The sequence below is a fragment of the Streptomyces lichenis genome, from assembly GCF_023218175.1.
In the GTDB taxonomy this organism is placed as follows: Bacteria; Actinomycetota; Actinomycetes; order Streptomycetales; family Streptomycetaceae; genus Streptomyces; species Streptomyces lichenis.
Genome location: NZ_JALPTH010000018.1, coordinates 54,203 through 80,914, shown reverse-complemented (window position 1 = coordinate 80,914; position 26,712 = coordinate 54,203). Strand labels below are relative to the sequence as shown.

16 protein-coding genes are annotated in these 26,712 nt (G+C 74.7%); 13 read left to right on the top strand and 3 right to left on the bottom strand.

Features of this window, described 5'->3' with window-relative positions:
* Nucleotides 1-64: 64 nt before the first annotated feature.
* The 5 genes from M1O15_RS19040 (at nt 65) to gatB (ending at nt 5,997) form a co-directional block, all read left to right on the top strand.
* Nucleotides 65-2,176, top strand: coding sequence for a putative bifunctional diguanylate cyclase/phosphodiesterase (locus M1O15_RS19040; RefSeq protein ID WP_248635150.1), 2,112 nt, complete (start codon nt 65-67; stop codon nt 2,174-2,176).
* A gap of 264 nt (nt 2,177-2,440) precedes the next feature.
* Complete coding sequence (gene gatC, locus M1O15_RS19035; protein ID WP_003966094.1) at nt 2,441-2,737, top strand: Asp-tRNA(Asn)/Glu-tRNA(Gln) amidotransferase subunit GatC; 297 nt, start codon at nt 2,441-2,443, stop codon at nt 2,735-2,737.
* Nucleotides 2,738-2,740: 3 nt separating this feature from the next.
* Nucleotides 2,741-4,234 (top strand): Asp-tRNA(Asn)/Glu-tRNA(Gln) amidotransferase subunit GatA, encoded by a 1,494-nt coding sequence (gatA, locus tag M1O15_RS19030; RefSeq protein WP_248635149.1) that lies wholly within the window; start codon nt 2,741-2,743, stop codon nt 4,232-4,234.
* The gene (locus M1O15_RS19025) at nt 4,231-4,470 is read left to right on the top strand and encodes a hypothetical protein (protein ID WP_248635148.1); all 240 of its coding nucleotides are present in this window, start codon (nt 4,231-4,233) and stop codon (nt 4,468-4,470) included. The genes gatA and M1O15_RS19025 overlap by 4 nt, the downstream gene beginning before the upstream one ends.
* Nucleotides 4,471-4,485: 15 nt before the next feature.
* On the top strand, nt 4,486-5,997 hold the full coding sequence (gene gatB / locus M1O15_RS19020) for an Asp-tRNA(Asn)/Glu-tRNA(Gln) amidotransferase subunit GatB (RefSeq protein WP_308282366.1): 1,512 nt from the start codon (nt 4,486-4,488) through the stop codon (nt 5,995-5,997).
* Nucleotides 5,998-6,704: 707 nt separating this feature from the next.
* Here gatB and M1O15_RS19015 read toward each other — a convergent pair.
* Entirely contained in the window at nt 6,705-7,664 is a 960-nt protein-coding gene (locus M1O15_RS19015; RefSeq protein ID WP_248635147.1) for an alpha/beta hydrolase family protein, read from the bottom strand.
* 165 nt (nt 7,665-7,829) lie between these two features.
* On the opposite strand from M1O15_RS19015, the gene M1O15_RS19010 reads away from it, so the two are divergent.
* The 6 genes from M1O15_RS19010 (at nt 7,830) to M1O15_RS18985 (ending at nt 17,763) form a co-directional block, all read left to right on the top strand.
* Entirely contained in the window at nt 7,830-8,435 is a 606-nt protein-coding gene (locus M1O15_RS19010; RefSeq protein WP_248635146.1) for a TetR/AcrR family transcriptional regulator, read from the top strand.
* Between the two features lie 490 nt (nt 8,436-8,925).
* Complete coding sequence (locus M1O15_RS19005; protein ID WP_248635145.1) at nt 8,926-11,070, top strand: phosphocholine-specific phospholipase C; 2,145 nt, start codon at nt 8,926-8,928, stop codon at nt 11,068-11,070.
* 201 nt (nt 11,071-11,271) lie between these two features.
* Nucleotides 11,272-13,587, top strand: coding sequence for an MMPL family transporter (locus tag M1O15_RS19000; RefSeq protein ID WP_248635144.1), 2,316 nt, complete (start codon nt 11,272-11,274; stop codon nt 13,585-13,587).
* A 117-nt stretch (nt 13,588-13,704) separates the two neighbouring features.
* A complete protein-coding gene (locus M1O15_RS18995; RefSeq protein ID WP_248635143.1) occupies nt 13,705-14,298 on the top strand; it encodes a GNAT family N-acetyltransferase in 594 nt (197 codons plus the stop codon).
* Nucleotides 14,299-14,438: 140 nt separating this feature from the next.
* Entirely contained in the window at nt 14,439-14,660 is a 222-nt protein-coding gene (locus M1O15_RS18990; protein WP_248635142.1) for a hypothetical protein, read from the top strand.
* 58 nt (nt 14,661-14,718) lie between these two features.
* Complete coding sequence (locus tag M1O15_RS18985) at nt 14,719-17,763, top strand: helix-turn-helix transcriptional regulator (RefSeq protein WP_308282369.1); 3,045 nt, start codon at nt 14,719-14,721, stop codon at nt 17,761-17,763.
* Between the two features lie 38 nt (nt 17,764-17,801).
* Here the strand turns inward: M1O15_RS18985 and M1O15_RS18980 are convergent, their stop codons facing one another.
* Complete coding sequence (locus tag M1O15_RS18980; RefSeq protein WP_248635140.1) at nt 17,802-18,947, bottom strand: PQQ-dependent sugar dehydrogenase; 1,146 nt, start codon at nt 18,945-18,947, stop codon at nt 17,802-17,804.
* Nucleotides 18,948-19,403: 456 nt separating this feature from the next.
* Nucleotides 19,404-20,462 carry an aldo/keto reductase gene (locus tag M1O15_RS18975; protein WP_248635139.1) on the bottom strand — a complete coding sequence of 353 codons (1,059 nt, stop codon included), beginning with the start codon at nt 20,460-20,462 and terminating at the stop codon, nt 19,404-19,406.
* 85 nt (nt 20,463-20,547) lie between these two features.
* Here M1O15_RS18975 and M1O15_RS18970 point away from each other — a divergent pair, with 85 nt between their 5' ends.
* Both M1O15_RS18970 and M1O15_RS18965 read left to right on the top strand, forming a co-directional pair.
* Nucleotides 20,548-21,504 (top strand): 2-hydroxyacid dehydrogenase, encoded by a 957-nt coding sequence (locus M1O15_RS18970; RefSeq protein WP_248635138.1) that lies wholly within the window; start codon nt 20,548-20,550, stop codon nt 21,502-21,504.
* Nucleotides 21,505-23,037: 1,533 nt separating this feature from the next.
* The gene (locus tag M1O15_RS18965; RefSeq protein WP_248635220.1) at nt 23,038-26,487 is read left to right on the top strand and encodes a putative bifunctional diguanylate cyclase/phosphodiesterase; all 3,450 of its coding nucleotides are present in this window, start codon (nt 23,038-23,040) and stop codon (nt 26,485-26,487) included.
* The last annotated feature ends 225 nt before the right edge of the window (nt 26,488-26,712 follow it).

The window sequence follows — 26,712 nt, the reverse complement described above, 5'->3', positions numbered from 1 at the left end:
GCGGTGGCACGGCGACGGGCCACCGCGTGGCATCGGCACCACCGCCGGCTGTGAGAGGGACCGAATGAAACCCACCGAGAGTGCCGCCCCGGCCTCACGGCCGCGCGTCCGCACGGCCGTCGCGGGCGTCACCTCCAGGCTCCCGTCCGTCGTGATCGCCGCCGCCGCCGTCGCCCTGCTCACCGGGCTGACGGGGGCGCTGCGCTCCGGCCACGCCCTGTTCCCCGGCGGTGCGGCCGGCTGGTCGCTCGCCGTCCTCACCGGCATCGTGGTCGGCCATCTGGTCGCCCTCGGCCGGGACCGCTGGTGGGGCGGCACCGGCTCCGGCGCCGCCCTCACCCTCGCCGTGCTGCTGCTCTACGGCTGGGTGCCCGCCGGACTGGTCAGCCTCGCCGTGGTCGTGCTCACCGGCACCGCCCGCCGCCACCGCTGGCGGCAGGGCCTGCTGCACGGCGCCGCCGACATCCTCGGCATCGGCGCCGCCGCCCTGGTGCTCGCCCTCTTCGACGACGCCCCCACCGTCGAGACGCCCTGGCAGCCCCTCGAATGGGGCATCGAAGCCGTCCCCGAGGTCGCCCTCGCCGCCACCGCCTACCTGGTGGTGACCAGGACGTTGCTGTGGTACACCCTCGCCCCCCAGGCCGGCGGACTGCCCAGCGCCGAACGCACCGCGCTGCTCCGCCAGGGGCTGGTCGCCGTCGCCCTGCTCGGCATCGCCCCGCTGATCTGCGTGGTCGCCGTCAGCCTGCCGGTGCTGCTGCCGCTGTTCGCCGTCCCGCTCATCGCCCTGGACTCCACCCTGTGGATCGCCCGCGCCCGCGCTGAGGAGCAGCTGCGCGACCCGCTCACCGGACTGCCCAACCGCCAGTGGCTGCTGGAGCGCACCTGGTCCGCGCTGGAGGAGGCCGAGGGCGAGGGACTGCGGGCCGCCCTGGTCCTGATCGACCTCGACCGCTTCCGCTCCGTCAACGACACCCTCGGCCACCTCGCCGGCGACCGGCTGCTGCTCCAGATCGCCGACCGGCTCCAGCACGCCCTGCCCCGCGGCGCGGAGGCCGCACGGCTCGGCGGCGACGAGTTCGCCGTACTGCTCCCGGTCGCCGACTCCACCACCAGCGCCCAGCGGATCGCCCGCCAGCTGGTCGGCGACCTCTCCTCCCCGCTCGACCTCGACGGCCTCACCCTCGTCCTGGAGGCCAGCGCCGGGGTCGCCGTCTTCCCCGACCACGCCCTGGACGCCGAAGGGCTGCTCCAGCGCGCCGACGTCGCCATGTACCAGGCCAAGCGGGACCGCACCGGCGTCGAGGTCTACGAGTCCAAGCGCGACTCCAACACCCCCGACCGCCTCGGCCTCCTCGGCGACCTGCGCCGCGCCCTGGACGCCGGCGACGTGGAGCTGCACTACCAGCCCAAGGTCCGCTTCGACGGGGCCGTCGCCGGCCTGGAGGCCCTGGTCCGCTGGGTGCACCCGGAGCGCGGCCGGGTCCCTCCGGACGAGTTCATCGCCATCGCCGAGTCCTCCGGGCTGATGCCCCACCTCACCGAGTACGTCCTGGACACCGCCCTCGCCCAGGTCGCCCGCTGGCGCGCCCAGGGCATCGAGGTCCCGGTCGCGGTGAACGTCTCCCCGCGCGACGTCCACACCCCCGGCTTCGCCGGCTCCGTCGCCGCCCGGCTGGCCCGCCACGGGGTCCCGGCCGGCTCCCTCCAGCTGGAGATAACGGAGCACGTCCTCCTGGAGGACCCGCAGCGCGCCGCCGACACCCTCGCCGGGCTCACCGGGCACGGCGTGAAGATGTCCCTGGACGACTTCGGCACCGGGTACTCCTCCCTGGTCCACCTGCGCCGCCTGCCGGTCAGTGAGCTGAAGATCGACCGCTCCTTCGTCGCCCGGCTCGCCGTGGACACCGAGGACGCCGAGATCGTCCGCTGCACCGTCGACCTCGCCCACTCCCTCGGCCTCCTGGTGGTCGCCGAGGGCGTCGAGGACGACGAGACCTGGGGCCGGCTGCGCGACCTCGGCTGCGACGCCGTCCAGGGCTGGCTGGTCGCCGCCGCGATGCCGCCCGCCGAGTGCACCTCCTGGCTGCACGCCCGCGGCGAGGGCGTCTGGGTCCGCCCCCCGGCCGCCCTGCCCCCCTCCCAGGCCGACGCCGCCGACCAGGTCGTGCCGTAGTCCGGCCCCTCCACCGCGTCCTCAACGACTTCCGCCGGACCCGCACCCCGGCACACGCACCAGGGGCGGGCGGCCGCGACCGACGGCCGCACGCCCCGGCGCGTGCCGGATCCCGGAGGCCGGGGACAGCCCCCGTCGCGTACGGGGGACAGCCCCCGGAAGAAGACGGGGGCAAACCGTTTCACGGTCATCGACCCCCGCCCCATAGGATTGGGGGCGAAAGTCATTCGCTGTACCCATCGCACTCACCCTGAGGATCGCTGCATGCCTGGCATCACGCGCGAGGAGGTCGCCCACCTCGCCCGGCTGGCGCGTCTGGAGTTGAAGGGCGAAGAGCTCGACCACTTCGCCGGACAGCTCGACGACATCATCGGCGCGGTCGCCCGCGTCTCCGAGGTCGCCGACCAAGACGTCCCCCCGACCTCCCACCCGCTGCCGCTGACCAACGTCATGCGCGCGGACGAGGTCCGTCCGTCGCTCACCCCCGCGCAGGCGCTCTCCGGCGCCCCGGCCCAGGAGCAGCAGCGTTTCAAGGTGCCGCAGATCCTGGGGGAGGACTGACCGATGACCGACATCATCAAGCTCACCGCCGCCGAGACCGCGGCGAGGATCGCCTCGGGCGAGCTCACCGCCGTCGAGGTCACCGAGGCCCATCTGGCCCGGATCGAGGCCGTGGACGAGAAGGTCCACGCCTTCCTGCACGTCGACCGGGAGGGCGCCCTCGCCCAGGCCCGCGCCGTGGACGCCAAGCGCGAGCGTGGCGAGCGGCTCGGCCCGCTGGCCGGCGTACCGCTCGCCCTGAAGGACATCTTCACCACCAAGGACATGCCGACCACCGTCGGCTCCAAGATCCTCGAAGGCTGGCTGCCGCCGTACGACGCCACCCTGACCCAGCGCCTGCGCGACGCCGACGTCGTCATCCTCGGCAAGACCAACATGGACGAGTTCGCCATGGGGTCCTCGACGGAGAACAGCGCCTACGGTCCGACCGGCAACCCCTGGGACCTCACCAGGATCCCCGGCGGCTCCGGCGGCGGTTCCTCCGCCGCGCTCGCCTCCTTCCAGGCACCGCTGGCCATCGGCACCGACACCGGCGGCTCCATCCGCCAGCCGGCCGCCGTCACCGGCACCGTCGGCGTCAAGCCCACCTACGGCGGGGTCTCCCGCTACGGCATGGTGGCCTTCTCCTCCTCCCTGGACCAGGGCGGCCCCTGCGCCCGCACGGTCCTGGACGCGGCCCTGCTGCACGAGGCGATCGCCGGCCACGACCCGCTGGACTCCACCTCCATCGACGCCCCCGTGCCGCCGGTGGTCGAGGCGGCGCGGAGCGGCTCGGTGGCCGGGATGCGGGTCGGCGTGGTCAAGCAGTTCCGCGGCGAGGGCTACCAGGCCGGCGTGCTCCAGCGGTTCGACGAGAGCGTCGAGCTGCTGAAGGAGCTGGGCGCCGAGATCGTGGAGCTGGACTGCCCGTCCTTCGACCTGGCGCTCTCCGCGTACTACCTGATCGCGCCGTCCGAGTGCTCCTCGAACCTCGCCCGGTTCGACGGCCTGCGCTACGGGCAGCGCACCGGCGACGACGGCACGCGCTCCGCCGAGGACGTCACCGCCCTCACCCGCGAGGCCGGCTTCGGCGACGAGGTCAAGCGCCGCATCATGCTCGGCACCTACGCGCTCAGCTCCGGTTACTACGACGCGTACTACGGCTCCGCGCAGAAGGTCCGCACCCTCATCACCCGGGACTTCGAGAAGGCCTTCGAGCAGGTCGACGTGATCGTCTCCCCGACGACCCCGACCACCGCCTTCCCGATCGGCGAGCGCGCCGACGACCCGATGGCGATGTACCTCGCCGACCTGTGCACCATCCCGACCAACCTGGCCGGGAACTCCGCCATGTCGCTGCCCTGCGGCCTGGCCCCCGAGGACGGCCTGCCGGTCGGCCTGCAGATCATCGCCCCCGCCCTGAAGGACGACCGCCTCTACAAGGTCGGCGCGGCCGTCGAGGCCGCGTTCCTGAACCGCTGGGGACACCCGCTGCTCGAGGAGGCTCCGTCGCTGTGAGCGCACTGACCAAGGCCAAGGGCTTCAAGAAGTCCCGGACCGGTACGTATCTGTCCATCGGCACCACCGCGTTCGGCGCGCTGAGCATCATCAAGCAGGTCCGCAAGGCCCGCTCGGAGAGCGACACGCTGCTGCTGCTCGACGCCGTCGTGTCCGCCGCCGCCATCGGCACCGGCCTCGCCATCCTGCTGCGCGAACTCAAGCGCATCGGTGACGACGACGTGCTGTTCGGCTGAGAGGGAAGCAACACCGTGACCGTCATCACCGAGCTGGTGCCGTTCGACGAGGCCCTCGCCACCTACGACCCCGTCATGGGGCTTGAGGTCCACGTCGAACTGGGCACCAGGACCAAGATGTTCTGCGGCTGCTCCACCGAGCTGGGCGCCGACCCCAACACCCAGACCTGCCCGGTCTGCCTCGGCCTGCCCGGCGCCCTCCCGGTCGTCAACGCCATCGGCGTCGAGTCCGCGATCAAGATCGGTCTCGCGCTGCACTGCGAGATCGCCGAGTGGTGCCGCTTCGCCCGGAAGAACTACTTCTATCCGGACATGCCGAAGAACTTCCAGACCTCCCAGTACGACGAGCCGATCGCCTTCAACGGCTACCTCGACGTGCAGCTGGAGGACGGCGAGGTCTTCCGCGTGGAGATCGAGCGCGCCCACATGGAGGAGGACACCGGCAAGTCGACCCACGTCGGCGGTGCCACCGGCCGCATCCACGGTGCGTCCCACTCGCTGCTGGACTACAACCGCGCCGGCATCCCGCTGATCGAGATTGTCACCAAGCCGATCACCGGTGCGGGCGCTCGGGCTCCCGAGGTCGCCAAGGCGTACGTCGCCGAGCTGCGCGAGCTCATCCGGGCGCTCGGCGTCTCCGAGGCCCGTATGGAGATGGGCCAGATGCGCTGCGACGTGAACCTGTCGCTGCGGCCGAACGGCACCGAGAAGTTCGGCACCCGCTCGGAGACCAAGAACGTCAACTCGCTGCGGAGCGTGGAGCGGGCCGTCCGCTACGAGATCGGCCGCCACGCGGGCGTGCTCGACGCGGGCGGGACGATCATCCAGGAGACCCGCCACTTCCACGAGGACGACGGCTCCACCACCTCGGGCCGGGTCAAGGAGGAGGCCGAGGATTACCGGTACTTCCCCGAGCCCGACCTGGTGCCGGTGGCCCCGTCCCGCGAGTGGGTCGAGGAACTGCGCGCCACCCTGCCCGAGCTGCCCCGGGTGCGCCGCAACCGGCTGCGCGAGGAGTGGGGCGTCACCGAGCTGGACATGCAGTCCATCCTCAACGCGGGCGCGGTCGACCTGATCGTCGCCACCACCGAGGCGGGTGCCGACTCCGCTTCGGCCCGCAAGTGGTGGCTGGGCGAACTGGCCCGCAGCGCCAACGAGTCCGGCCGCCCGCTGGACGCCCTGCCGATCACCCCGGCGCAGGTCGCCCGGGTCAGCGAGCTGGTCGCCTCCGGTGACCTCAACGACAAGCTGGCCCGCCAGGTCATCGAGGGCGTGCTGGCCGGCGAGGGCGACCCGGACACCGTGGTGGAGAAGCGCGGCCTGAAGGTCGTCTCCGACGAGGGCGCGCTCGGCACCGCCGTGGACGAGGCCATCGCGGCCAACGGCGCCATCGCGGACAAGATCCGCGGCGGCAAGGTCGCGGCGGCCGGGGCGCTGGTCGGCGCGGTCATGAAGGCCACCCGGGGCCAGGCCGACGCGGCCCGGGTCCGGGAGCTGATCCTGGAGCGCCTCGGCGTCGAGGGCTGAGGGGCCGCGCTGCGCGCGGGGGAGCCACCGGCAGCATCGCCGGGCGGCGCCCCCCCCCGCGCTCGGCCGGTCGCCGATGCGTGCTCGGTCAACCACCGGCGCCAGGTGCTGGGGCGGCTGTCGGGTGCCTCGTGCGTGGTCCGGCCGTCGGCCATGGGCGCGGTCGGCCGTCGGCCGCTCGCTCGATCGGGCGCTGGCGCCACGCGCTCGATCGGACGTCGGTGCCATGTGGTGGGTCCGGCGGCCGACCACTGGCGAGGCCGAATGCCGTCGCCAGGTGCTGGGGCGGCTGTCGGTGCCTCGCGCTTGGGTCCGGCGTCGGCCATGGGCGAGTTCGGGCGCTGGCCACGCGCTCGATCGGACGCTGGCGCCACGCGCTCGATCGGGCGTCCACGCCACGCGCTCGGTCGGCCGCCGGTGCCATGTGGTGGGTTAGGCCGCGGACCATCGGAGGGGCCGTCGACGGCCCCCCCCGGGGCCCAGGTGCCGAGTGCCATACGCGGGGTGCCCATGTAGGGCACCCCGCGCTGCCATGTGCGGGCGGGTGTTACGGGGGATGCCTTGCGCGGACGCCCTGGGCGAAGACGTGACGCGGCGGGCGGGGGCGCGGGCCGAGGGTTCTGCCGCCCCGCCGCCCCCGCCCCACCGGAGGTTTCGCGCCCCCCGGCCGCCTCACCCGGCCCCGACCGACCCCCCGGTCCCGGGGCCTACTTGGATTCGACTCGTCCCACGGCGTCGGGGCCGGTCGTCAGGGCCTCGCTCGCGGTCTGCCAGGTGGGGGCGCCGGGGTGGAACTGGGTGTGGAGATAGGCGGCGGTGAGCTCGGCGAGGGCGGTGACCCGGGCGGGGTTCTCGTCGGTGGTCTCGGCGGCGTCGTAGCCGGCGATTCCGCCGAGTCCGTGCTCCGCGCCGAACAGGGTGAGCAGGGTCTTGGGACCGGGGGCGAGGGTGTAGGGGTCGGCGTGCCAGTCCGGTCCCATGTCCGTGAAGTGCCGGGAGTCGTCCTTGTCCCCGGCGACGACCAGCGCGGGCGCGGTCATGGTGGAGAAGTCGACGGCCCCGATGATCGGCCACTGCTCGGCCATGGGCCCGTTGAGGACTTCGCCGCCCCTGCCGGGCGCGGCGAGCAGTACGCCCGCCTTGATCCGGGGCTCGACCAGGTGCACCACGGTCCCGGTGTCGGGGTCGGTGAGCCCGGCGCCGAGAAGGAGGGCGGCGGTGAAGCCGCCGAGTGAGTGTCCGGCGAGGCCGACCTTGCTGGGGTCGATCCGTCCGGCGAGCTGCGGCACGCTGCGTTCGATCACGTCGAGTCGGTCGAGGATATGGGTCATGTCCTCGGCGCGGGAGCGCCAGAAGTCGGGTGCCCCGGGGGCGTCGGCGACCAGGTGGCTCAGCGTGCGGGAGGTGAGGTGGGTGGGCTGGAGGACGACGAAGCCGTGTGCCGCCCAGAAGTCGGCGAGCGGCGCGTAGCCGTTCAGCGAGGAGAGGTGGTTCGAGGGGCCGTGGCCGTGGGAGAGGAGGATGACGGGGAGGCCGGTTCCGGTCGCGGGTGCGGAGACGCGCAGTCGCAGGTCCACGGGGCGTCCGGGCACGGAGAGGACTACCGGGCTGAAGGACAGGACCGGGGCGGGCGTGCCCAGGGCGGAGGCGCTGGTGGCTGTGCTCACGAGGTGGGTTCCCTTTCGATGGCACCCGCCGCCGCCGGTCCCTGAAACCGGCGGCGGACAGGCGGTCAGGAGCGTCCCGTTTCGGCTAACCTGAAACGGAGCATCGCTCCCTTTAATATTCGGAGCACTGCTCCGTTTTGTCAATCGGTGTGGAAGGAGGGCGTGATGGCCCCCGATAGTCCTGCTGAGGAGTCGCCGTCCCGAGGCAAGCGGGCCGACGCGCAGCGCAACCGGCAGACGGTGCTCACCGCCGCCGCCGAGGTCTTCGTCACGTCCGGTGTCGACGCGCCGATCCGCCGGATCGCGGCCCAGGCGGGTGTCGGGATGGCCACGATCTACCGCCACTTCCCGACCCGGGCGGATCTCGTCACGGCCGTCTACCGCCACCAGATCGAGGCATGCGCCGAGGCCGGGCCGGACCTGCTGGCCCGTGCCGAGTCCCCGCTCGACGCGTTGCGCCGGTGGATCGACCTCTTCGTGGACTTCCTGGTCACCAAGCACGGACTCGCCGACGCCCTGCAGTCCGACGACGACCGTTTCGCCACGCTGCACGCCTACTTCCTCGACCGCTTGCTGCCCGTCTGCGCCCAGCTGCTCGACGCCGCGGTCGAGTCCGGTGAGATCAGACCCGGTACGCAGCCCTACGAGCTGATGCGCGGCATCGGCAACCTCTGCATCGGACGCGACGACGACCCCCGCTACGACCCCCGGCGCCTGATCGCCCTCCTCCTCCAGGGACTCCAGGGACACCAGCGACCTCAGGCGTCCTGATGCCTCGGAAGGAGGGCCCACGCAGCCTGAGGGCGGCTGTCGGCTGTCATCAGCCCCTCGGCCGGGCCCCGTTCGTCTGCCGTCTCCGTGTCCGCGGCGGCAAGGGTGACACCCCGGTCGAGCCGGGAGTGCGGAGACCCCGGGCGGCCGAGGACCCCGCCACTGGGGGGAGTGGTGGCGGGGCCCGCTGCCGGCCCGGGGGCCGTGCCGTCCCGTGGGGGGTGGCGTTGTGCTTTCTGCCCGCGCGGCCACCGGGCAACCGCGGATGGCGAGTTCTCGCCATGGAGGCATGACCCGAGGGGCGAGGAGTGGGCGGCAGGCGGCTTGGACGGAGCGCTCGGGCTGTTGGACATTCACCAGCGGGTCGCCGGGAGGCCTTTTCGGGGCCACCGGATCTGACTACCGTCCCCGGCAACCACGCCAAAGGTCCGACGGGAGACCATTGGCCGTCGACGGGAGGCCGGGTTTGTCACCGCAGAGCGCGTACGGGATGGATGGCACGGCAGGGCCAGGGGCGGCGGGTGACAAGCCGACCGGCCTGAGCCGGCGGCGGGCGCTGGCGCTTGGCGGGGGTGTGGTCGGGGCAGCGGCGGCAGGCTCGCTGCTGCCGCCCTCGCTGCGGGAGGCGATGGCCGCCGCACCGCCCACCGGCGGGCTCCGGGCGGTGAAGCACGTGGTGGTGCTGATGCAGGAGAACCGTTCCTTCGACCACTACTTCGGCACCCTGCGCGGTGTCCGCGGCTTCGGCGACCGCAACGCCGTCGAGCTGCCCTCGGGCCGCCCGGTGTTCGAGCAGCCCGGTGCGGGCGGCACCGGCTCCGTACTGCCCTTCCCGATCCGCGGCGCCGCCGAGACACAGGCCAAGGACCTCCAGTACATCGGCGACCTCGACCACTCCTGGGGCGGCGGCGCCAAGGCGTGGCGGGACGGCTGGATGGACGGCTGGGTCTCCGCGAAGACCGCCGCGACCATGGCGTACTACGACCGCCGGGACATCCCGCTCCACTACGAGCTGGCCGACACCTTCACCGTCTGCGACGCCTACCACTCCTCCGTCCACACCTCCACCAGCCCCAACCGCAACCACCTCTGGTCCGGCTGGACCGGGTACGAGGCCGACGGCAGCCGGGCGGTGACCAACGCCGCGTACGCCGAGGGCACCCACCCGGGCTACCCCTGGTCCACCTACGCCGAGCGGCTGGAGCGGGCCGGGCGGAGCTGGCAGACGTACACCGAGTGGGAGAACTTCACCGACAACAACATCGAGTTCTTCACCACCTTCAAGAAGATCGCCCGCAAGGCGCTGGCCCGGACCGGCGGGCACACCTACATGGAGTCCTTCTACGCCACGGTGCGGACCGCCCCCGCGGCCGAGCGGGAGCGGCTGCTCGCGGCGCTGGAGGAGGGGGTGGCGACGCTGACCACCGCCGAGCGCTCGCTGTTCGAGCGGGGGCTGCGCCGGGTGGAGAGCGGCACCCTGGCCGACCGCTTCCGGGCCGATGTGGCCGCGGGACGGCTGCCGGAGGTCTCGTACCTGGTCCCCTCGGCGGTGGACTCCGAGCACCCGGGCTCCTCGTCGCCGATCGCCTCGGCCACCCTGGTCTACAAGATCCTCGACGCCCTCGGCTCGCATCCGGACGTCTGGCGGCACACCGTGCTGCTGATCAACTACGACGAGAACGACGGCTTCTTCGACCATGTCCCGCCGCCCGTCCCGCCGGTCGACGACCCCGACGAGCGCTGGCAGGGCCGCCCCACCGGCCTCGGCATCCGGGTCCCGCTGCTCGTCGTCTCGCCCTGGACCACCGGCGGCTATGTCTGCTCGGAGGTCTTCGACCACACCTCGGTGATCCGCTTCCTGGAGGCCTGGACCGGGGTCCGCGAGCCCAACATCACCCCCTGGCGGCGCCGGGTCACCGGCGATCTGACCGGCGCCTTCGACTTCCGCCGGGGCCGCCCCCGCCCGGCCCTGGAGCGCCCGGGCCCGATCCCCCCGTTCACCGGCCGCTGGCGCCCGCAGCCGCCCGCCGAGCAGCGGATGCCCGTACAGGAGCCGGGCACCCGGCCGGCCAGGCCGCTGCCGTACCAGCCGGATGTCCACGCCCGCACCGGCAACGGCACCGTGGAGCTGCGGCTGAGCAACACCGGCCGCTCCCACGTCCCCCTCGCGCTGTACCCGTACGCCGGTGAGTTCGCCGCCCCGCAGCACCGGGACGTCAAGGGCGCGGCACGCTGGCAGGTGCCCGTCACCGGGACCGCGTACCGCTTCACCGTCACCGGCCCGGGCGGCTTCCGCCGCGAGTTCGCCGGACCGGCCGACGGCGGCTGCGAGCTCACCACCCGGCTCGCCCCCGGGGAGCGCGCGCTCCATCTCACCTTGGAGAACACCGGAGCCGAACCGGTGACCTTCACCGTCCGCCCCCTCGGTTACGCGGAAGGCCGCCCGCACGCCTCCGCGTCCGGCCGCCCCACCCGTCCGCGTACCGTCACCGTCCGGCCGGGCCGCAGCCGCACCCTCACCCACTCCGCCGCCGGGGCGCACGGCTGGTACGACCTGGAGGTCACCGCCCCGGGCGGCTTCCGGCGCCGGCTGATGGGCCACCTGGAGAACGGCCGGGAGAGCGTCTCGGGGTGAGGGGGAGGGGAGACGAGCGGAGACGGGCACTGCGTACGAGACACGCGCGGACTGCGAGGAGCGGCACGAAAGGGACAAAGGATCTCGTTAGGGTGCGAGAGTCCTGTGCGCAGGTCACGCGTTCCTCGCGGGCGGTCCCCCGGTGCCACCAGCAGCGGCACTCCCGGTGAGGATCCACGAACCCTCCAGGGAGCGAACCCGTTGGCAGCCCTCGCCCGGTGGTGTGTCACCCACCGACTCGCCACCGTCCTGCTCTGGCTGCTGACCCTCGGTGCCGTCTCGGCCGCGGCGGCCGCCGCCGGTCCCGCGTACAGCAACGACTACGAGGTGCCGGGCACCGAGTCCGGCCGCGCGGCCGAGCTGCTGACGGCCGGGTTCGGCGCGGCCGGCGGCGAGGGCGACACCCTCGTCTGGCACAGCGGGACGGCCGGCGGGGTGCGCGCGGCCCCGGTCGAACGGCGGATGACCGCGATGCTGGCGAAGGTGGCGGGGCTGCCCGGGGTCGCCACCGTGACCAGCCCGTACGCCGTGCCGGAGGCGACCACGGGAGCCGGGGCCGAAGGGGCCGCCGACGCTGTGGCGGGGGCCGCCAAGACCACCCGGGCGGCGGCCCTGCTCCCCGCCCCCGGCACGCTCAGCGCGGACGGCCGTACCGCCTACGCCCAGGTCGCCTTCGACCGCCCGGCGGCCGAGCTGACCCCGCGCCAGGTTCGGGCCTATGTCGCCACCGCCCGGGCCGCCGCCGGGGACGGGGTACGGGTGGAGTTCGGCGGCACCGCGGTCGCCGCCGCCACCGAGGTGCCCACCTCGCACACCGCCGAGCTGGTCGGGGTGGCCGTGGCCGCCGCCGTCCTCTTCCTCGCCTTCGGCTCACTCGCCGCCAGTCTGCTGCCGATCGCCACCGCTCTGGTCGGCGTCGGCACCGCCTACGCCGGGATCGGGCTGCTCGGCCACGCCATGACGGTGGCCGACTTCGCGCCCATGCTCGGCATGCTCATCGGCCTGGGCGTCGGCATCGACTACGCGCTGTTCCTCGTGACCCGGCACCGCAAAGGCCTGAAGCGGGGGCTGCCGGTCGCCGACGCCGCCCGCGAGGCGGTCGCCACCACCGGCAGGGCCGTGGTCTTCGCCGGTGCCACCGTCTGCATCGCGCTGCTCGGCATGCTGGTGCTGCGGCTCGGCTTCCTCAACGGCGTGGCCCTCGCCGCCGCGCTGACCGTGGTGCTCACCGTGGCCGCCTCCATCACCCTGCTGCCCGCCCTCCTCTCGTACATCGGCCCGCGCGCGCTCTCCCGCCGGGAGCGTGCCCGGCTCGCCGCCCAGGGACCGGCGCCGGAGCGGGTCACCGGGCTGGCCGCGCGCTGGGCCGCGTTCGTCGAGCGCCGCCCCACCCTGCTCGGGCTGCTGGCCGCCGCCATCATGCTGGTCCTGGCGCTGCCGGCGGCCGGGCTGCACCTGGGCACCTCCGACCAGGGCAGCGCACCGGTCGGCTCCACCGCCCGCAGCGCCTACGACCTGCTCGCCGAGGGCTTCGGCCCCGGCGTCAACGGGCCGCTGACGCTGGCCGCCGAGGTGGACGGCGCCGACGACCGGGTCGCCCTCAGCCGGCTGCCGCTGATGCTGCGCGCCACCGACGGCGTCGCCTCGGTCGGCCCGGTGACCTACGGCGGCGCCGGTACGGCCGCGCTCACCGTGGTCCCCGCCACCGCCCCGCAGTCCCGGGCCACCGGCGGACTGGTGGAGCGGCTGCGCGCCGAGGTGCTGCCCGCCGCCGAGCACGGCACCTCGCTCCGGGTCCATGTCGGCGGCACCACCGCCGGCTACGAGGACTTCGCGCGGGTCATCGTCGGCAAGCTGCCGCTGTTCACCGGGGTGGTCATCGGGCTCGGCTGCCTGCTGCTCCTGCTCGCCTTCCGCTCGGTCGGCATCCCGCTGAAGGCCGCCGTCATGAACATCGCGGCCGTCGCCGCCGCGTTCGGGGTGGTGGTCGCCGTCTTCCAGTGGGGCTGGGGCAGTGAACTGCTGGGCCTGGGCGGAGGCGGGCCCATCGAGCCCTTCCTGCCGGTGATCATGGTGTCGGTGCTCTTCGGGCTCTCCATGGACTACCAGGTCTTCCTGGTCAGCCGGATGTACGAGGAGTGGCTGGAGACCGGCGACAACCGGCGGGCCGTCCGGGTCGGGCTGGCCGAGACCAGCCGGGTCATCAACTCCGCCGCGGTGATCATGATCGCCGTCTTCCTGGCCTTCGTGCTCACCGGCGACCGGATCATCGCCATGTTCGGTGTCGGTCTCGCCGCCGCTGTCGCCCTGGACGCCTTCGTGCTGCGGACCCTGCTGGTGCCGGCCCTGATGCATCTGCTCGGCCGCGCCAACTGGTGGCTGCCGCGCTGGCTGGACCGGCTGCTGCCGCGGATCAGCATCGAATCCCCGGCGACCGGCGACGACGACCATGCGAAGATCCCCTGGCAGCGCGCGAGCGGCAGCGACGACGAGCAGGACGAGCAGCTCGTGCCCTGACGGAGGGTCTTGTGCCGTGACCGGGGGCCCTGTGCCCTGACGGGGGCCTCGTGCCCTGACCGGGCGGCCGACCGGCCGCGATCCGGGTGTGAGCGAGAGACGGGGAGTGCCGGCCGAATGTACGCGATACCGCTGGGCGTGGACGGGGCCGAACTGGGGCCGCTGGAGCCGTGGCAGGCCGAGGAACTGCTGGCGCACATGGACCGGGGCCGGGAGTACATCGGGCGCTTCGTCCCACTGCCGGAGATCAACAAGGACCTGCCGTCGGCCCGCGCCTGGCTCCAGGTCTACGCCGACGGGACCGCCGCCGACACCCGCCGGCTGTGGGGCATCCGGCTGGACGGGACGCTGGTGGGCGGGGTCCTCTTCCGGGTCTTCGACGCCGAGCGCGGGGTCTGCGAGGCCGGCTGCTGGCTGGAGCCGTCCGCCGCCGGGAAGGGCCTGGTGACCCGGGCCTGCGAGGTGATCGTCGACTGGGCCGTGGAGCGGCGCGGGATGCACCGGGTGGAGTGGCATGTCGACCCGGAGAACACCGCCAGCGTCAACGTCGCCAAGCGGCTCGGGATGACCCGCGAGGCCCGGCTGCGCGAGGTCGACGTCCACCGCGGCGCCCGCCGGGACGTGGAGATCTGGGCGGTGCTCGCCCCCGAGTGGCGCGAGCACCGGCGTACGGGCGGCGGTACGGGCCCGGTGGCCGGCGGCCGGGTCTGAGGCCCCGCCCGGCCCGTCTGAGGCCCCCTTACCCGTGGCCGAGGCGGTCTGAGTCCCCGTACCCCCGCCCCTAAGGACCCTCCCCCTCCAGGAATGCGGCAGGCGCCCGATGTGGCGGGGCCCGCTGGGGGACGAGAGTGGTGGATGTCAGCAGGAAGACCACCGCCGGCTCCCAGGAGGACCCGATGCTCCCGTACGAGACGCACCCCACCCGCCATGCCGAGCTGGTCCGCGAGGCCCGCGCCGAGGGACTGGCCAGGGCGGTCCGGGCAGCCCGCAAGGCCGCCCGCGGCTCCGGTCGCGGCGAACCCGAGGGGCGGGTGGACCCCGGCTGGAGGGACCAGCTCGCCACCGCCGCCTGACGTTCGGTCAATGTCCGCCGATCGTTCGAACACGGACCCTTTGCCAGACGCCTGTGCGATGCTCTGCGACGTGGAGACCAAGTCCTTCAGCCCGGTGTTCGTCGGCAGGACCGGCGAGCTCGCCACACTCACCGAAGCGCTCTCCCGCGGCTCCGCGGGAGAGCCGCAGGTGCTGCTCGTGGGCGGCGAGGCCGGGGTAGGCAAGACCCGGCTGCTGGAGGAGTTCCTCGGCGAGGCGACCGCCCGCGGCGCGGTCGTCGCCGTCGGCGGCTGCGTCGAGGTCGGCGCGGACGGGCTGCCGTTCGCACCGTTCTCCACCGCGCTGCGCGCCCTGCGCGCACTGCTGCCCGCGGAGCTGGCCGCCGCCGCCGAGGGCCAGGAGGGCGAGCTCGCCCGGCTGCTGCCCGAGCTGGGCGAGGCCCGCTCCCACGACCCGTACGGCGAGGACAGCACCGCCCGGCTGTTCGAGCTCACCGCCCGGCTGCTGGAGCGGGTCGCCGCCGAGCGCACGGTCGTCCTCGCCCTGGAGGACCTGCACTGGGCCGACGCCTCCACCCGCCATCTGCTCGCCTACCTCGTCCGCACCCTGCACCGGGGGCGGCTCACCGTCATCGCCACCTACCGCGCCGACGACGTCCACCGCCGCCACCCGCTGCGCCCGCTCCTCGCTGAGCTGGACCGGGTCCGCGCGGTGCGCCGCGTCGAACTGCCCCGCTTCACCCGCACCGAGGTCCACCGCCAGCTCATCGGCATCCTCGCCGCCGAGCCCGCCGCCGCCCTGGTCGACGACATCTACGCCCGCTCCGAGGGAAACGCCTTCTTCGTCGAGGAACTGGCCATGGGCCACGACTGCGGATACGAGCCGGGCGCGCTCAGCGACTCGCTGCGCGACCTGCTGCTGGTCCGGGTGGAGCGGCTCGGCGAGGACACCCAGCGGATCGTGCGGATCGTCGCCGAGGGCGGCTCCACCGTCGAGTACGGCCTGCTGGCCGCGGTCGCCGGGCTCCCGGAGGACGAGCTGATCGAGGCGCTGCGCGAGGCCGTCGGCGCCAACATCCTGCTCCCCGCGGCGGACGGCGAGGGGTACCGCTTCCGGCACGCCCTGGTCCGCGAGGCGGTCAGCGACGACCTGCTGCCCGGCGAGCGCTCCCGGCTCAACCGGCGCTACGCCCAGGCGCTGGAGGCCGACCCCGCCCTGGTCCGCGCCGACGCCCGCACCACCCGCCTCGCCGGATACTGGTACCACGCCCATGACGCGGCCAAGGCGCTGCCCGTGGTGCTCAGGGCCGCCGTGGAGGCGCGCAAGCGGCACGCCCACGCCGAGCAGCTGCGGCTGCTGGAGCGGGGGATGGAGCTGTGGGACGGCGTCCCCGAGGACGTCCGCGACTCGCTGCGGCCCATGGACGACGCCGAGGCGTACCCGGCCTGCGGCCGCGACCCCGGCACCAGCCCGCTGCGCTTCATGGACCTGCTGGCCGAGGCGGCGGTGGCGGCCCGGCTGTGCGGGGAGCGGGACCGCGCCCTGAAGACCGTCAAGCGGGCCCTGCGGCTGCTGGACGACGGGGACCGCGGCGACCCGGCACGCGATCCCCTGCGCGCCGCCTGGTTCCGGGCCGAGCGCTCCCGGCTGACCGACGCGCTGGGCCGCGGTGACGGCTGGGAGGACATCGCCGCCGCCCAGGAACTGCTGCGCGGGCTGCCGCCGTCGCCCGTGCACGCCCAGGTGCTCGCGGTCGCCGCCGGCTGGGGCATGCTGCACGCCCCCGGCCGGGAGAGCCTGGCCGCCGCCGAGCGGGCCGTGGAGTACGCCCGGCTGGTCGGCGCCGAGCCGGTCGAGCTCAACGCCCTCACCACCCTCGGCTGCATCACGGCCGACGCCGGCGACGCCGAGGCCGGGATCGCCATGGTCCGCGCGGCCGGCCGGCGGGCCCTCGCACTGGACCTCACCAGCGAAGCGTCCCGGGGCTTCGTCAACCTCACCAACTGCCTGGAGGCCGCCGGCCGCTCCCGGGAGGCCGTCGAAGTCGGCCGCGACGGCGTCGCCTACGCCCGGCGATGCGGACTGCGCGACGGCGAGGGCTGGTCGCTGGGCAACCTCACCGAGTCGCTGGTCTCGCTCGGCGAGTGGGAGGAGGCGGAGGAGGGGGCCGAGCGGCTGCTGCACACCTCCTACAGCGTCATGCCGCGGGGCATGGCCCATCTGGTCTTCGCCGAACTGCGGCTGGCCCGGGGCGAACCGGAGTCCGCCGCCGCCTCCCTGGCACGTGCCCGGGTGGCGTACGGCAAGCACGACCGGGTCCTGCAGCACCGGCTGCCGATGGCCCGGATCGAGCTGGCCGTGGCCACCGCCCAGGGCCGCCTCGCCGACGCCCGGGCCGTGCTCACCTCCCATGCCGCCGAGAGCGTCCGGGTCGGCAGCCACCGCTACGGCTGGCCGCTGCTGCTCGCCGCCGCCACCGCCGAGGCGGACGCCCGCGGGCTGCCCGCCGCCGAGCCGGGGCGCGCCGAGGCGCTGGCCGTGATCCGCGGTGCCGCCCGGCGGCTCAGCACCCCGGTCCCGCTCTGGCAGGCGTACGCGCTGTACGTCTCCGCCGAGACCGCCCGCGCCGAGGGACAGGACGACCCGGAGCGCTGGGCGGAGGTGCTGGCCGCCTTCGAACCGCTGGAGCGGCCCCATCCGCTGGCCCTGGTCCGCCACCGCCGGGCCGACGCGCTGCTCACTGCGGGCGGCTCCCGCGAGGAGGCTGCGACCCTGCTGCGGCAGGCCCAGCGCACCGCGCTGCGGCTCGGCGCCCGGCCGCTGCGCGAGGAGGTGGAGCTGCTCGCCGCCCGCGCCCGCCTGGCGCTCACCGAACCGGCCGTCCCGGCGCCGGTCGAGCGGCAGCCGGACGACGGCTTCGGGCTCACCCCGCGTGAGCAGGACGTGCTGCGCCTGGTCGCCGAGGGCCGCACCAACCGCCAGATAGCCGAGGAGCTGTTCATCTCGCCGAAGACGGCCAGCGTCCATGTCTCCCACATCCTCGGCAAGCTCGGCGTCTCCGGCCGGGGCGAGGCCGCCGCCCTCACCCACCGGCTCCGGCTGCTCCCCGAGGTGCCCGTCTGAGCCGGTGAGGACGGGGGTCCGAGGCTGTCCGAGGTCCGTTACGAGACCTTCAGCCGCAGCAGCCGGTCGTCGCCGTCCTCGGGGGTGCCCCGGGTGTCGGTCTCGCTGGTCAGCAGCCACAACCGGTCGCCGCCGGGGGCCAGTACGGTGCGCAGCCGCCCGTACTCCTCCTCCAGGAAGGACTGCGGGTCGGCGGCCGCCTTCGTGCCGTCCAGCGGGATCCGCCACAGCCGCTCACCGCGCAGCGCCGCCATCCAGATGGAGCCCTGGGCGTAGGCGATGCCGCTGGGGGAGGCCTCGGAGGTACGCCACTGGGCGACCGGCTCGGTGAACCCGCGCCGCTCGCCCTTGCCCTCGGTCTCCGGCCAGCCGTAGTTCTTGCCGGGCTCGATCAGGTTGAGCTCGTCCCAGGTGTTCTGGCCGAACTCCACCGCCCACAGCCGCTTCTCCGTATCCCAGGCCAGCCCCTGCACATTGCGGTGGCCGAGGGAGTAGACCGGCGAGTCCGGCTCCGGGTTGCCGGGCGCGGGCTCGCCGTCCGGGGTCATCCGCAGGATCTTGCCGCCCAGCGAGGCCTTGTCCTGCGCCAGCCCCGTCTCGCCGGTCTCACCGGTGCCCGCGTACAGCATCCGGTCCGGGCCGAACGCGATCCGGCCGCCGTTGTGGATCGTGCCCTTGGGGATGCCGCGCAGCACCGTGTCCGGCGCCCCGAGCTGCTGCCCGGCGGGCTTGCGCTCGTCGTAGAGCAGCCGGGCGATCCGGTTGTCGGAGTCGGTGGTGAAGTAGGCGTAGACCTGGTGGTCCGAGGCGTACGCGGGGGAGACGGCCAGGCCCAGCAGCCCGCCCTCGCCCCCCGGGGCGACCCCGGGCACCGAGCCGATCTCGGTCTTCTTGCCGCTCTCCGCGTCGACCCGGGTGATCGTCCCCTCGTCGCGGGAGGAGACCAGCAGGTCCCCGTCGGGCAGGGCGGCCAGCCCCCAGGGCGACTTCAGCTCCTCGGTGAGGGTGGCCACCACCGTGGCGGTGCCCTTGGCCGGCGGCACCGAGGCGGAGGGCGCCCCCGAGGGGGCGGGGGAGGAGGCCGCGGGCGAGGTGCGACCGCCCCCCTGGCCGGGCGCCTCGGCCCCGCCGGACGAGCACCCGGCCGCCAGCATCAGCACGGCGGTCGCCAACACGGCGGTCACAGCTGGACGTTGCACGTTCTCGATCCCTTCGACACGACGGCGGGAGCAGCCTGTGCCCCCTTCATACACCGCCCACGCCGCCGCGTTCGGCCCCCGGCGACGAAGATCCCGCGCCGGGCGGCCGTACGGCCGGGTGCCCGCGGTTCCGCGCCGGGGCCGTACGGGCGCGGGACGGGGACCGTGCCCGCACGGCCGCCGGGCCCATGGGCCGGCGGCCCCGCACGATCCAAGACCGCGGGCCCCGCATGATCCAGGACCGCCTACACCTCCGGACCGTCTGTCGCGTACCGGCCGCCCGTCCGGCGGGTGCGGGACCGGCGGGCCGGGTGGGCGTCAACCGCCCGGCGGGTACCACCGCCGGCGGGTGTCAACCGCCACCATCCGCCGCTCCGTGCCCTGATCCGCCCCGATCCGCCGCCATGCGCCATTCCCCGGCGCCGGGCCCTGCGCCACCGCTCAGTCCCAGGAGCCCCGGGCCGGGGGCAGCGCGGCGATCTCGGCCAGGTCGGCCGGGGTCAGCTCCAGGGCGGCGGCGCCCGCGTTCTCCACCGCCCAGCGGGCCTGTTTGGTGCCGGGCACCGGGACCACCTGGGCGCCCTGGGCCAGCGTCCAGGCCAGCGCCACCCGGGCCGGGGTCACCCCCGCGGCCGGACCGCCGTGCCGCTCGGCGACCCGGCGCAGCCCCGCCACCAGCGGCTGGTTGGCGGCCATCATCTCGGCGGTGAACCGGGGGTGCCGGGCCCTCGGGTCGTCCGGCTCGAAACCTCCGCCCGGGGTGAGCGTCCCGGTCAGGAAACCGCTGCCCAGCGGCATCGCCGCCAGAAAGCCGACGCCCCGCTGCGTGCACCAGGGCAGCAGCCGGGCCAGTGCCTGCGGCGACCACACCGACAGCTCCGCCTGCACCGCGCTCACCGGGAAGACCTGCTGCACCCGCTCCAGCTGCCGAATCGTTCCCGCGTACAGGTCCTCGACCGGCGACCCGGCGGGCGGCGTACGCCACCGGCCGACCCGGCCCGGGGCCGCCGGGCGGCGCGGGGCGCGTACGCCCACGGCGCACAGGCCCAGGGCCCGTACCTTGCCCGCCCGCACCAGCTCCGCCAGCGCGCCCCAGGTCTCCTCCACCGGCACCTCCGGGTCCGCCCGGTGCAACTGGTACAGGTCGATGACGTCGGTCTGCAGGCGCCGCAGCGAGGCGTCGCAGGCCCGGCGCACATACCCGGGGCGGCCGTTGGCCACGATGTGCCCGTCACCGACCAGCAGCCCGCACTTGGTGGAGACGAACACCTCGTCCCGCCGCTCCTTGAGCACCCGGCCGAGCAGCAGCTCATTGGTGAACGGCCCCCACATGTCCGCGGTGTCCAGCAGGCTCACCCCGGCGTCCAGCGCCGCGTGCACGGCCCGCAGCGAGTGGTCGCCGCGCTGCTGGGAGGAGGTGTACGCCCAGCTCATCGGCATACAGCCGAGGCCGACGGCGCCCACCTGAAGCGCGCTCGCGCCGATCGTCCTGCGCTCCAACTCCCCGTACCTCCCCGAAGGCCCTCGCACCGCGCCCCCAAACTAACCAATGGCGGCCGGAGCCCTTGGCATAGCCTCGGGGACCATGACGTACGACGTGTGGCTCCCCATCCCCGCCGACGAGATCGACGGGCTGCCCGCACCCTCCGGCCCCGGCGGCGGCCCGCGCTACCGCTTCTGGGACGGCGGCCCCGACTTCCCGGCCGACCCGGCCGACTGCGCCTTCTATGTGGTGCCGTACATGAAGGGCAGCGAGATCGCGGTCCGGCCGATGGCGGAGATGACCTCGCTACGGGTGGTGCAGACGCTCTCCGCGGGCACCGACCACGTGATCCCGGGGCTGCCCGCACTGCCGCCCGGGGTGGCGCTGTGCAACGCCAAGGGCGTCCACGAGGCGAGCACCGCCGAGCTGACCGTGGCGCTGATACTCGCCTCGCTCCGCGGCTTCCCCGGCTTCGTCCGGGGCCAGGACGCCGAGGAGTGGCGGGGCGGCTTCTACCCGGCGCTCGCCGACAAGTCGGTGCTGATCGTGGGTTACGGCTCGATCGGGGCGGCCATCGAGGACCGGCTCGCGCCCTTCGAACTCGCGCGCCTGGAACGCGTCGCACGCTCCGCGCGCACCACCGCGCGCGGGCCGGTGCGGCCCCTCGCGGAGCTGCCCGCGCTGCTGCCGGAGGCCGATGTGGTGGTGCTCTCCACCCCGTTGACCTCGGACACCCGCCACCTCGCCGACGCGGCGTTCCTCGGCCGGATGAAGGACGGCGCGCTGCTGGTGAACGTGGCCCGTGGACCGGTGGTCGACACCAAGGCGCTGCTGGCCGAGACCGGGAGCGGGCGGATCACCGCGGCGCTCGATGTCACCGACCCCGAGCCGCTGCCGAAGGGCCATCCACTGTGGCACGCCCCTGGTGTTCTGATCAGCCCGCACGTGGGCGGTTCCACCTCCGCGTTCATGCCCCGGGCCAAGCGGCTGATCGCCGGCCAGCTGACCCGCTTCGTACGCGGCGAGGAACTGCGCAACCGGGTCCTGACGACCGGCTGACTGTTCGGCGTCTGGTGTCTGGTGTCCGGTGCCGGGCGTCTGGCGTCTGGCATCTGGCGTCTGGTGTCCGGCGTCTGGTGCCCGGTGCCCGGCGCCCGGCGTCTGTTGCCCGGTGCCCGGTGCCCGGTCGGCCGGATGGACGGTGCCCGGTGCCTGGTCGGCCGGACGGACGGGGTCCGGCGTCCGGTGTACGGCGCCATCGTCTCGACCCGGGCGTTCGCGGCCTTCGGCCGTCGTTCTGGCCCGGGCTTCGGCCGTCAAAGCCCGGGCCCTCGGTCGTCGTTCCGGTCCGGGCCTTGGGGCATCGTTTCCGGCCCGGCTTCCGGCCGTCGCCTCGGCCCGGCTGCTGGCAGCAGGCGGGCCGGTTGCCGGTTGCCAGCTGCCAGTTTCCGGTTGCCCGTTGCCGGGTGTCGTCCGGCCGGATTCCCGCTCCCGGTTGTGTGTCTCGGGCCCGGATCGTGGCCGATGTCTCGGCTCCGGCCCCGGGGCGCCGCCGATGGCTTTCGGCCGCCGCTCTCGCCACCCGCTCGCCGTGCCCCGGCGGCCGGGCCACCGCCCCGTTCGGGGCCGCGAACACCGGTCGGTGCCTCGGCGGGAAGGCCCGCGAGTGCCCAGCCGCAGGCCTCGGTGGGGAGGCCCGCGGGCACCGGCTACCCGCGTCGATCCGGCGGCTCGGGGACCCCGGCCGCCGGCGCCGGTCCGGGCCCGGGGGCGCCGATCGCCGCTCCGGGCCGCGACCCCGTACGCACCGGTCGCCACCCGTGCCTGGGGGCCGTACGCACCGGTCGCCACCCGTGCCCGGGGGCCGTGGGCGCCGGTGGCCGCCCGGGTCCTGGGGCCGCGTACAGGGGCTGCCCCCGGGCCCGTTCGCACAGGCCGCCGCCCTGTTCAGGGCCCCGGTGGACACCGGTCGTCGCCGGGCATCCGGGGGTCGGCGCACACCGGCCGCTACCCCGCCCCCGAGCTCCGTCCGTACCGGCCGCCGCCGCCCCGGTCAGGGCCCGGCGGACACCGTCGCCGCCGGGCAACCGGGGGCCGGCGCACACCGGCTGCCACCCTGTCCCCGAGCCCCCTCCGCACCGGTCGCCGCCACCCGGGGCCGGGGGCCCTGGACGCCGGTCGCCCCCCGGTCCGGGAGGCCGTCGCGCACCGGCCGCCGCCCCGGTCCGGGGGGCCGTGGACACCGGCCGACGTCCCCGTCCCGGGGCCTCGGACGCACCGGTCGCCACCCCGGCCCCGGGCCCTCGCGCCCAGCACAATCCGGCCAATTTCGTGATCGTCACGGAGCGTAGAGAACCCCTGTCCCTGTGTGACGGGACTGGTGTATCGTCCCGATCTGGGGGGAGGCGTCGAACAGAACCGGCGCAGGGGCACGACGTGACAGCCGATCAGGAACCGAGGGGGGCGACGGGTGATGCACGGCCGATGGGCAACCGATCCGACGCGGCGGGACGGGCGGACACCGTCCCCGGGCGCACCGCGCCCGCCGCGGAGCACGACGCACGTGTCACCGCCGCGCACCCGGACAGCGCGGTGAGCGCCCCGGGAGTGCTCGTGGAGCGCCCGCCCGCCGCCACCGGTGGCGGCACCGCGGGGCCGCGGGCCGGCGGCGGACTGGGCACCCAGCTGGTCCTCGCGGTGCTGTGCGGTGGGTACGCCACCGGCGCCGCCCTCGGCTGGGGTTCCCCCGAGATGGCCCTCGTCATGGGCGACTTCGGGCTGAGCGGGGCCGCGCTGGTGGCCTCCGTCTCCTGTCTGGTGTACGCGCGGACCAGGGACGGCCGGTTCCGGCCCGCCTGGCTGCTGTTCGCGTTCTCCTCCGCGATGGCCGCCGCGGGGAACGGGGTCTGGGGCTGGTACGAGGTGGTCCTCGACCGCCCGGTGCCCACGCCCTCCCTGGCGGACCTGTTCTTCCTGCTCTTCGCGCCACCCGCGATCGTCGGGCTGCTGGTGCTCGCCAAGCGCCCGGTCACCCGGGCCGGCTGGGTCTGCCTGGGGCTGGACTCCTGGCTCATCGGCGGCTCGCTGCTGACCCTGTCCTGGAGCCTGGCGCTCGCCCACACCGCGCACTTCCGGGGGGAGACGGTGGCCCGCGCGGCGCTCTCGCTGGCTTATCCACTGCTGGACATCGTGCTGGTCAGCATGGTGCTGGCGCTGCACTTCCGGCGCTCCCAGGCGGGCCGTTCGGCCGTCCACACGGCCGTCGCCGCGCTCGCCCTGACCGTGCTGTGCGACGCGCTGTTCACCTCACCGCTGCTGCGCGAGCACTACGCCTCCGGGCAGCTGCTGGACGCCGGCTGGTTCGCCGGTTCGCTGCTGCTGGCGTACGCGCCCTGGGGCGCCCGCCGGGCCGGGGTGCGGCCCCCGGTGCGCCGGCCGGCGCCCGAGGTGAGGGGAGGCGCGGGGCGGTCCGCCAGCCGCCCGGTGGCCGGCTCGCTGGCGGCCCTCACCCCGTACCTCGCCGCCGCCGTCTGCACCCTGGGCATCCTGTACAACGCGGTCGAGGACCGCTCGGTGGACCGGGTGGTGGTCTTCACCGCCTGCACGGTGGTGCTCGCCCTGGTGATCCGCCAGGGCATCATGCTGATGGACAACATCGCCCTCACCCATGAACTGGCGCAGAAGGAGAACCACTTCCGCTCCCTGGTGCAGGACTCCAGCGATGTGATCATGATCGCCGCGCCCAACGGCACCCTGCGCTACGTCAGCCCGGCCGCCTCCGGGGTGTACGGGCGCGAGGCCGACGAGCTGATCGGCTCCGAGCTGGCCGCCCTGATCCACCCCGACGACCTGGGCGGGGTGGTCCACGAGGTGCGCCGCTTCCTGGCCGCGCCGCCCACGGACGAGCCCACCACCCGGATCGAGTGCCGCTTCCGCTCCGGCGCCGGCGACTGGCTCAATGTCGAATCCACCGTCAACCGCCACCAGGGCGGGCTGATCTTCAACAGCCGGGACGTCACCGAGCGGGTCCGGCTCCAGGCCCAGCTCCAGCACAACGCCGAGCACGACGCGCTCACCGAGCTGCCCAACCGGGCCCTGTTCACCCGGCGGGTGCGCGGAGCCCTGGGCGGGCGCCGGGCCGGGGACGCGGGCACCGCGGTGCTCTTCATCGACCTCGACGGCTTCAAGGGCGTCAACGACCGGCTCGGCCACCAGGCCGGCGACGAACTGCTGATCCAGGCCGCCCGCCGGCTCCAGGAGTCCGTCCGCGCCGGGGACACCGCGGCCCGGCTCGGCGGCGACGAGTTCGCCGCGCTGATCCTCGGCGGCGCCGGCCACGACGAGGCCGACCGGGAGCTGCTGGTCGCCGAGATCGCCGAACGGCTGCGGCACACCCTCTCCCGCCCCTACGAGGTGGACGGTGGCCGGGAGGTGCGGGTCGCCGCCTCCATCGGCGTCGCCTTCGCCGAGCCCGGGCTCTCCTCCTCCGACCTGCTGCGCAACGCCGACCTGGCGATGTACCGGGCCAAGGCGGGCGGCAAGAACCGCGTCGAGCTCTACGGGCCGCACCTCGGCGAGGGTGTTCCACAGGCCGTCGCCGGGGGTGTGCGCCGGGCCGCTGTCCCGGCCGGGGCTTCCCGGCACGCCGCGGCCGCCGCCCACGCGCCCGCCCCGCACGCGGGCGCCCCGGTGCACCCGGGGGGCGCACCGGCGCGTACCGCCGTACCCGTACACCCCGATGCGCCCCCGCTCCTCACCACCACCACCGCGCCCCCGCCCCTCACCACCACCGCCGTGCCCACGGCCATCGGCGCCACCACCGCGCCCATGGCGATCACCGCCACCGCCGGGCCGCCGATCTCCACGGCCGCGCCCCTCACCGCCACCGCCGGGCCGCCCGTCTCCACGGCCCCGCACCCGGGCGCCCCGCCACCCGCGGCCACCCGGCCGGCGCGCACCGGGCCGGGCCGGGCCTCCGACGGCGGCCCCGGCTCCACCCGGGGCGGCCCCCCGCGCTCGGCCGCCCGCCGCGGCGACGGCGGCCCCCGGCCTTACCAGGTCACCCAGGACCTGTCCTTCGCCCTGCTGCACCAGCCGGTGGTGGACCTCGCCACCGGGCGGATCACCGCCGTGGCCGCCCAGCCCCGGCACCGCTCGCCCCAGGGCATCCTGCTCACCCCGACCGAGTTCCTCCGGGTCACCGACCTGGCCGAGCTCACCGAACTGGCCACCGAGGCCGCCGAGCGCACCGCTCCACCCGGGCCCGGACGCCCCGCCCCCGGTACGGCCGACCGCGCGGCCGGGCGCCCCACCCTGTCCCCCCGGCCGGCCGGCGGCGACGATCCGGCCGCCGCCGAACGGCCCGGCGCCGCCCTGCTGGAGCGGGCGGTCGCCCAGGCCGCCGAGCGGGCCGCGCTCGGCCACCTCACCCCCGTATCGGTCCGGCTGCCGGCCCGCGGGCTGCTCGCCGCGGCCCTGCCGGCCGGCACCGTCGAGAAGCTGCTCACCCGCTACGGGCTGCCGTCCGGCTCGCTGGTCATCGAGCTGTCCGACAGCGACCCCAGACTCTCCTTCGAGGAGCTGGAGCGGCGGCTCACCACCCTGCGCCGGCTCGGCGTGCGGATCGCGCTGGACGGCTTCGGCAGCGGCTACGCGGCCATCAACGCGCTGCGCAGGCTCCCGGTGGACATACTGAAACTGGACCGGGGACTGGTCGACAACGTGGTCGAGTCCGCCCGGCTGCACAAGATCACCAGCGGTCTGCTGCGCATCGCCTGCGACCTCGGCATGCAGTCCGTCGCCGACGGGGTGGACGAGCCCGAGCAGATCCACGTACTGCGCGCGATGGGATGCACCCATGGCCAGGGCACGGTCTTCTCCGGCCCGCTGGACGAGCACCGGCTGCGCCGGGCGCTCACCCGGGGCGAGTACCCGCTGCCGCTCGGCGCCGGACTGCCCGTCCTCAGCGGCGGAACGCTGCCCGCCATGCGCTCCTACCTCACCCTCCGACCACATCGTGAGACGCGTATCCCACCCACTTGACACTGACGGTGCGCCGGGGGGAGGGTCAGTGCCATGCGCACCCGAATTCTCGTACTTGGAAAGCGCGTCGGCTGAGCAGGGCCTCGACACGGCCCTGCTGACTCCCCCCGGCGCGCTCCCCTCGCTTGCCTCACGGCACGAGGGGTTTTTTGTTGCACCGGCACGTGCCGGAACCGCCCGAACCTCGCAAAACCTCAGCTCACGCTCTCACCCTCAGCGCGAAAA

What these genes read in the sequence shown, in the direction of transcription:
- M1O15_RS19040 (WP_248635150.1), top strand. Translation starts at nt 65, where the DNA reads ATGAAACCCACCGAGAGTGCCGCCCCGGCCTCACGGCCGCGCGTCCGC.
- gatC (WP_003966094.1), top strand. Translation starts at nt 2,441, where the DNA reads ATGCCTGGCATCACGCGCGAGGAGGTCGCCCACCTCGCCCGGCTGGCG.
- gatA (WP_248635149.1), top strand. Translation starts at nt 2,741, where the DNA reads ATGACCGACATCATCAAGCTCACCGCCGCCGAGACCGCGGCGAGGATC.
- M1O15_RS19010 (WP_248635146.1), top strand. Translation starts at nt 7,830, where the DNA reads ATGGCCCCCGATAGTCCTGCTGAGGAGTCGCCGTCCCGAGGCAAGCGG.
- M1O15_RS19005 (WP_248635145.1), top strand. Translation starts at nt 8,926, where the DNA reads ATGGATGGCACGGCAGGGCCAGGGGCGGCGGGTGACAAGCCGACCGGC.
- M1O15_RS18995 (WP_248635143.1), top strand. Translation starts at nt 13,705, where the DNA reads ATGTACGCGATACCGCTGGGCGTGGACGGGGCCGAACTGGGGCCGCTG.
- M1O15_RS18985 (WP_308282369.1), top strand. Translation starts at nt 14,719, where the DNA reads ATGCTCTGCGACGTGGAGACCAAGTCCTTCAGCCCGGTGTTCGTCGGC.
- M1O15_RS18970 (WP_248635138.1), top strand. Translation starts at nt 20,548, where the DNA reads ATGACGTACGACGTGTGGCTCCCCATCCCCGCCGACGAGATCGACGGG.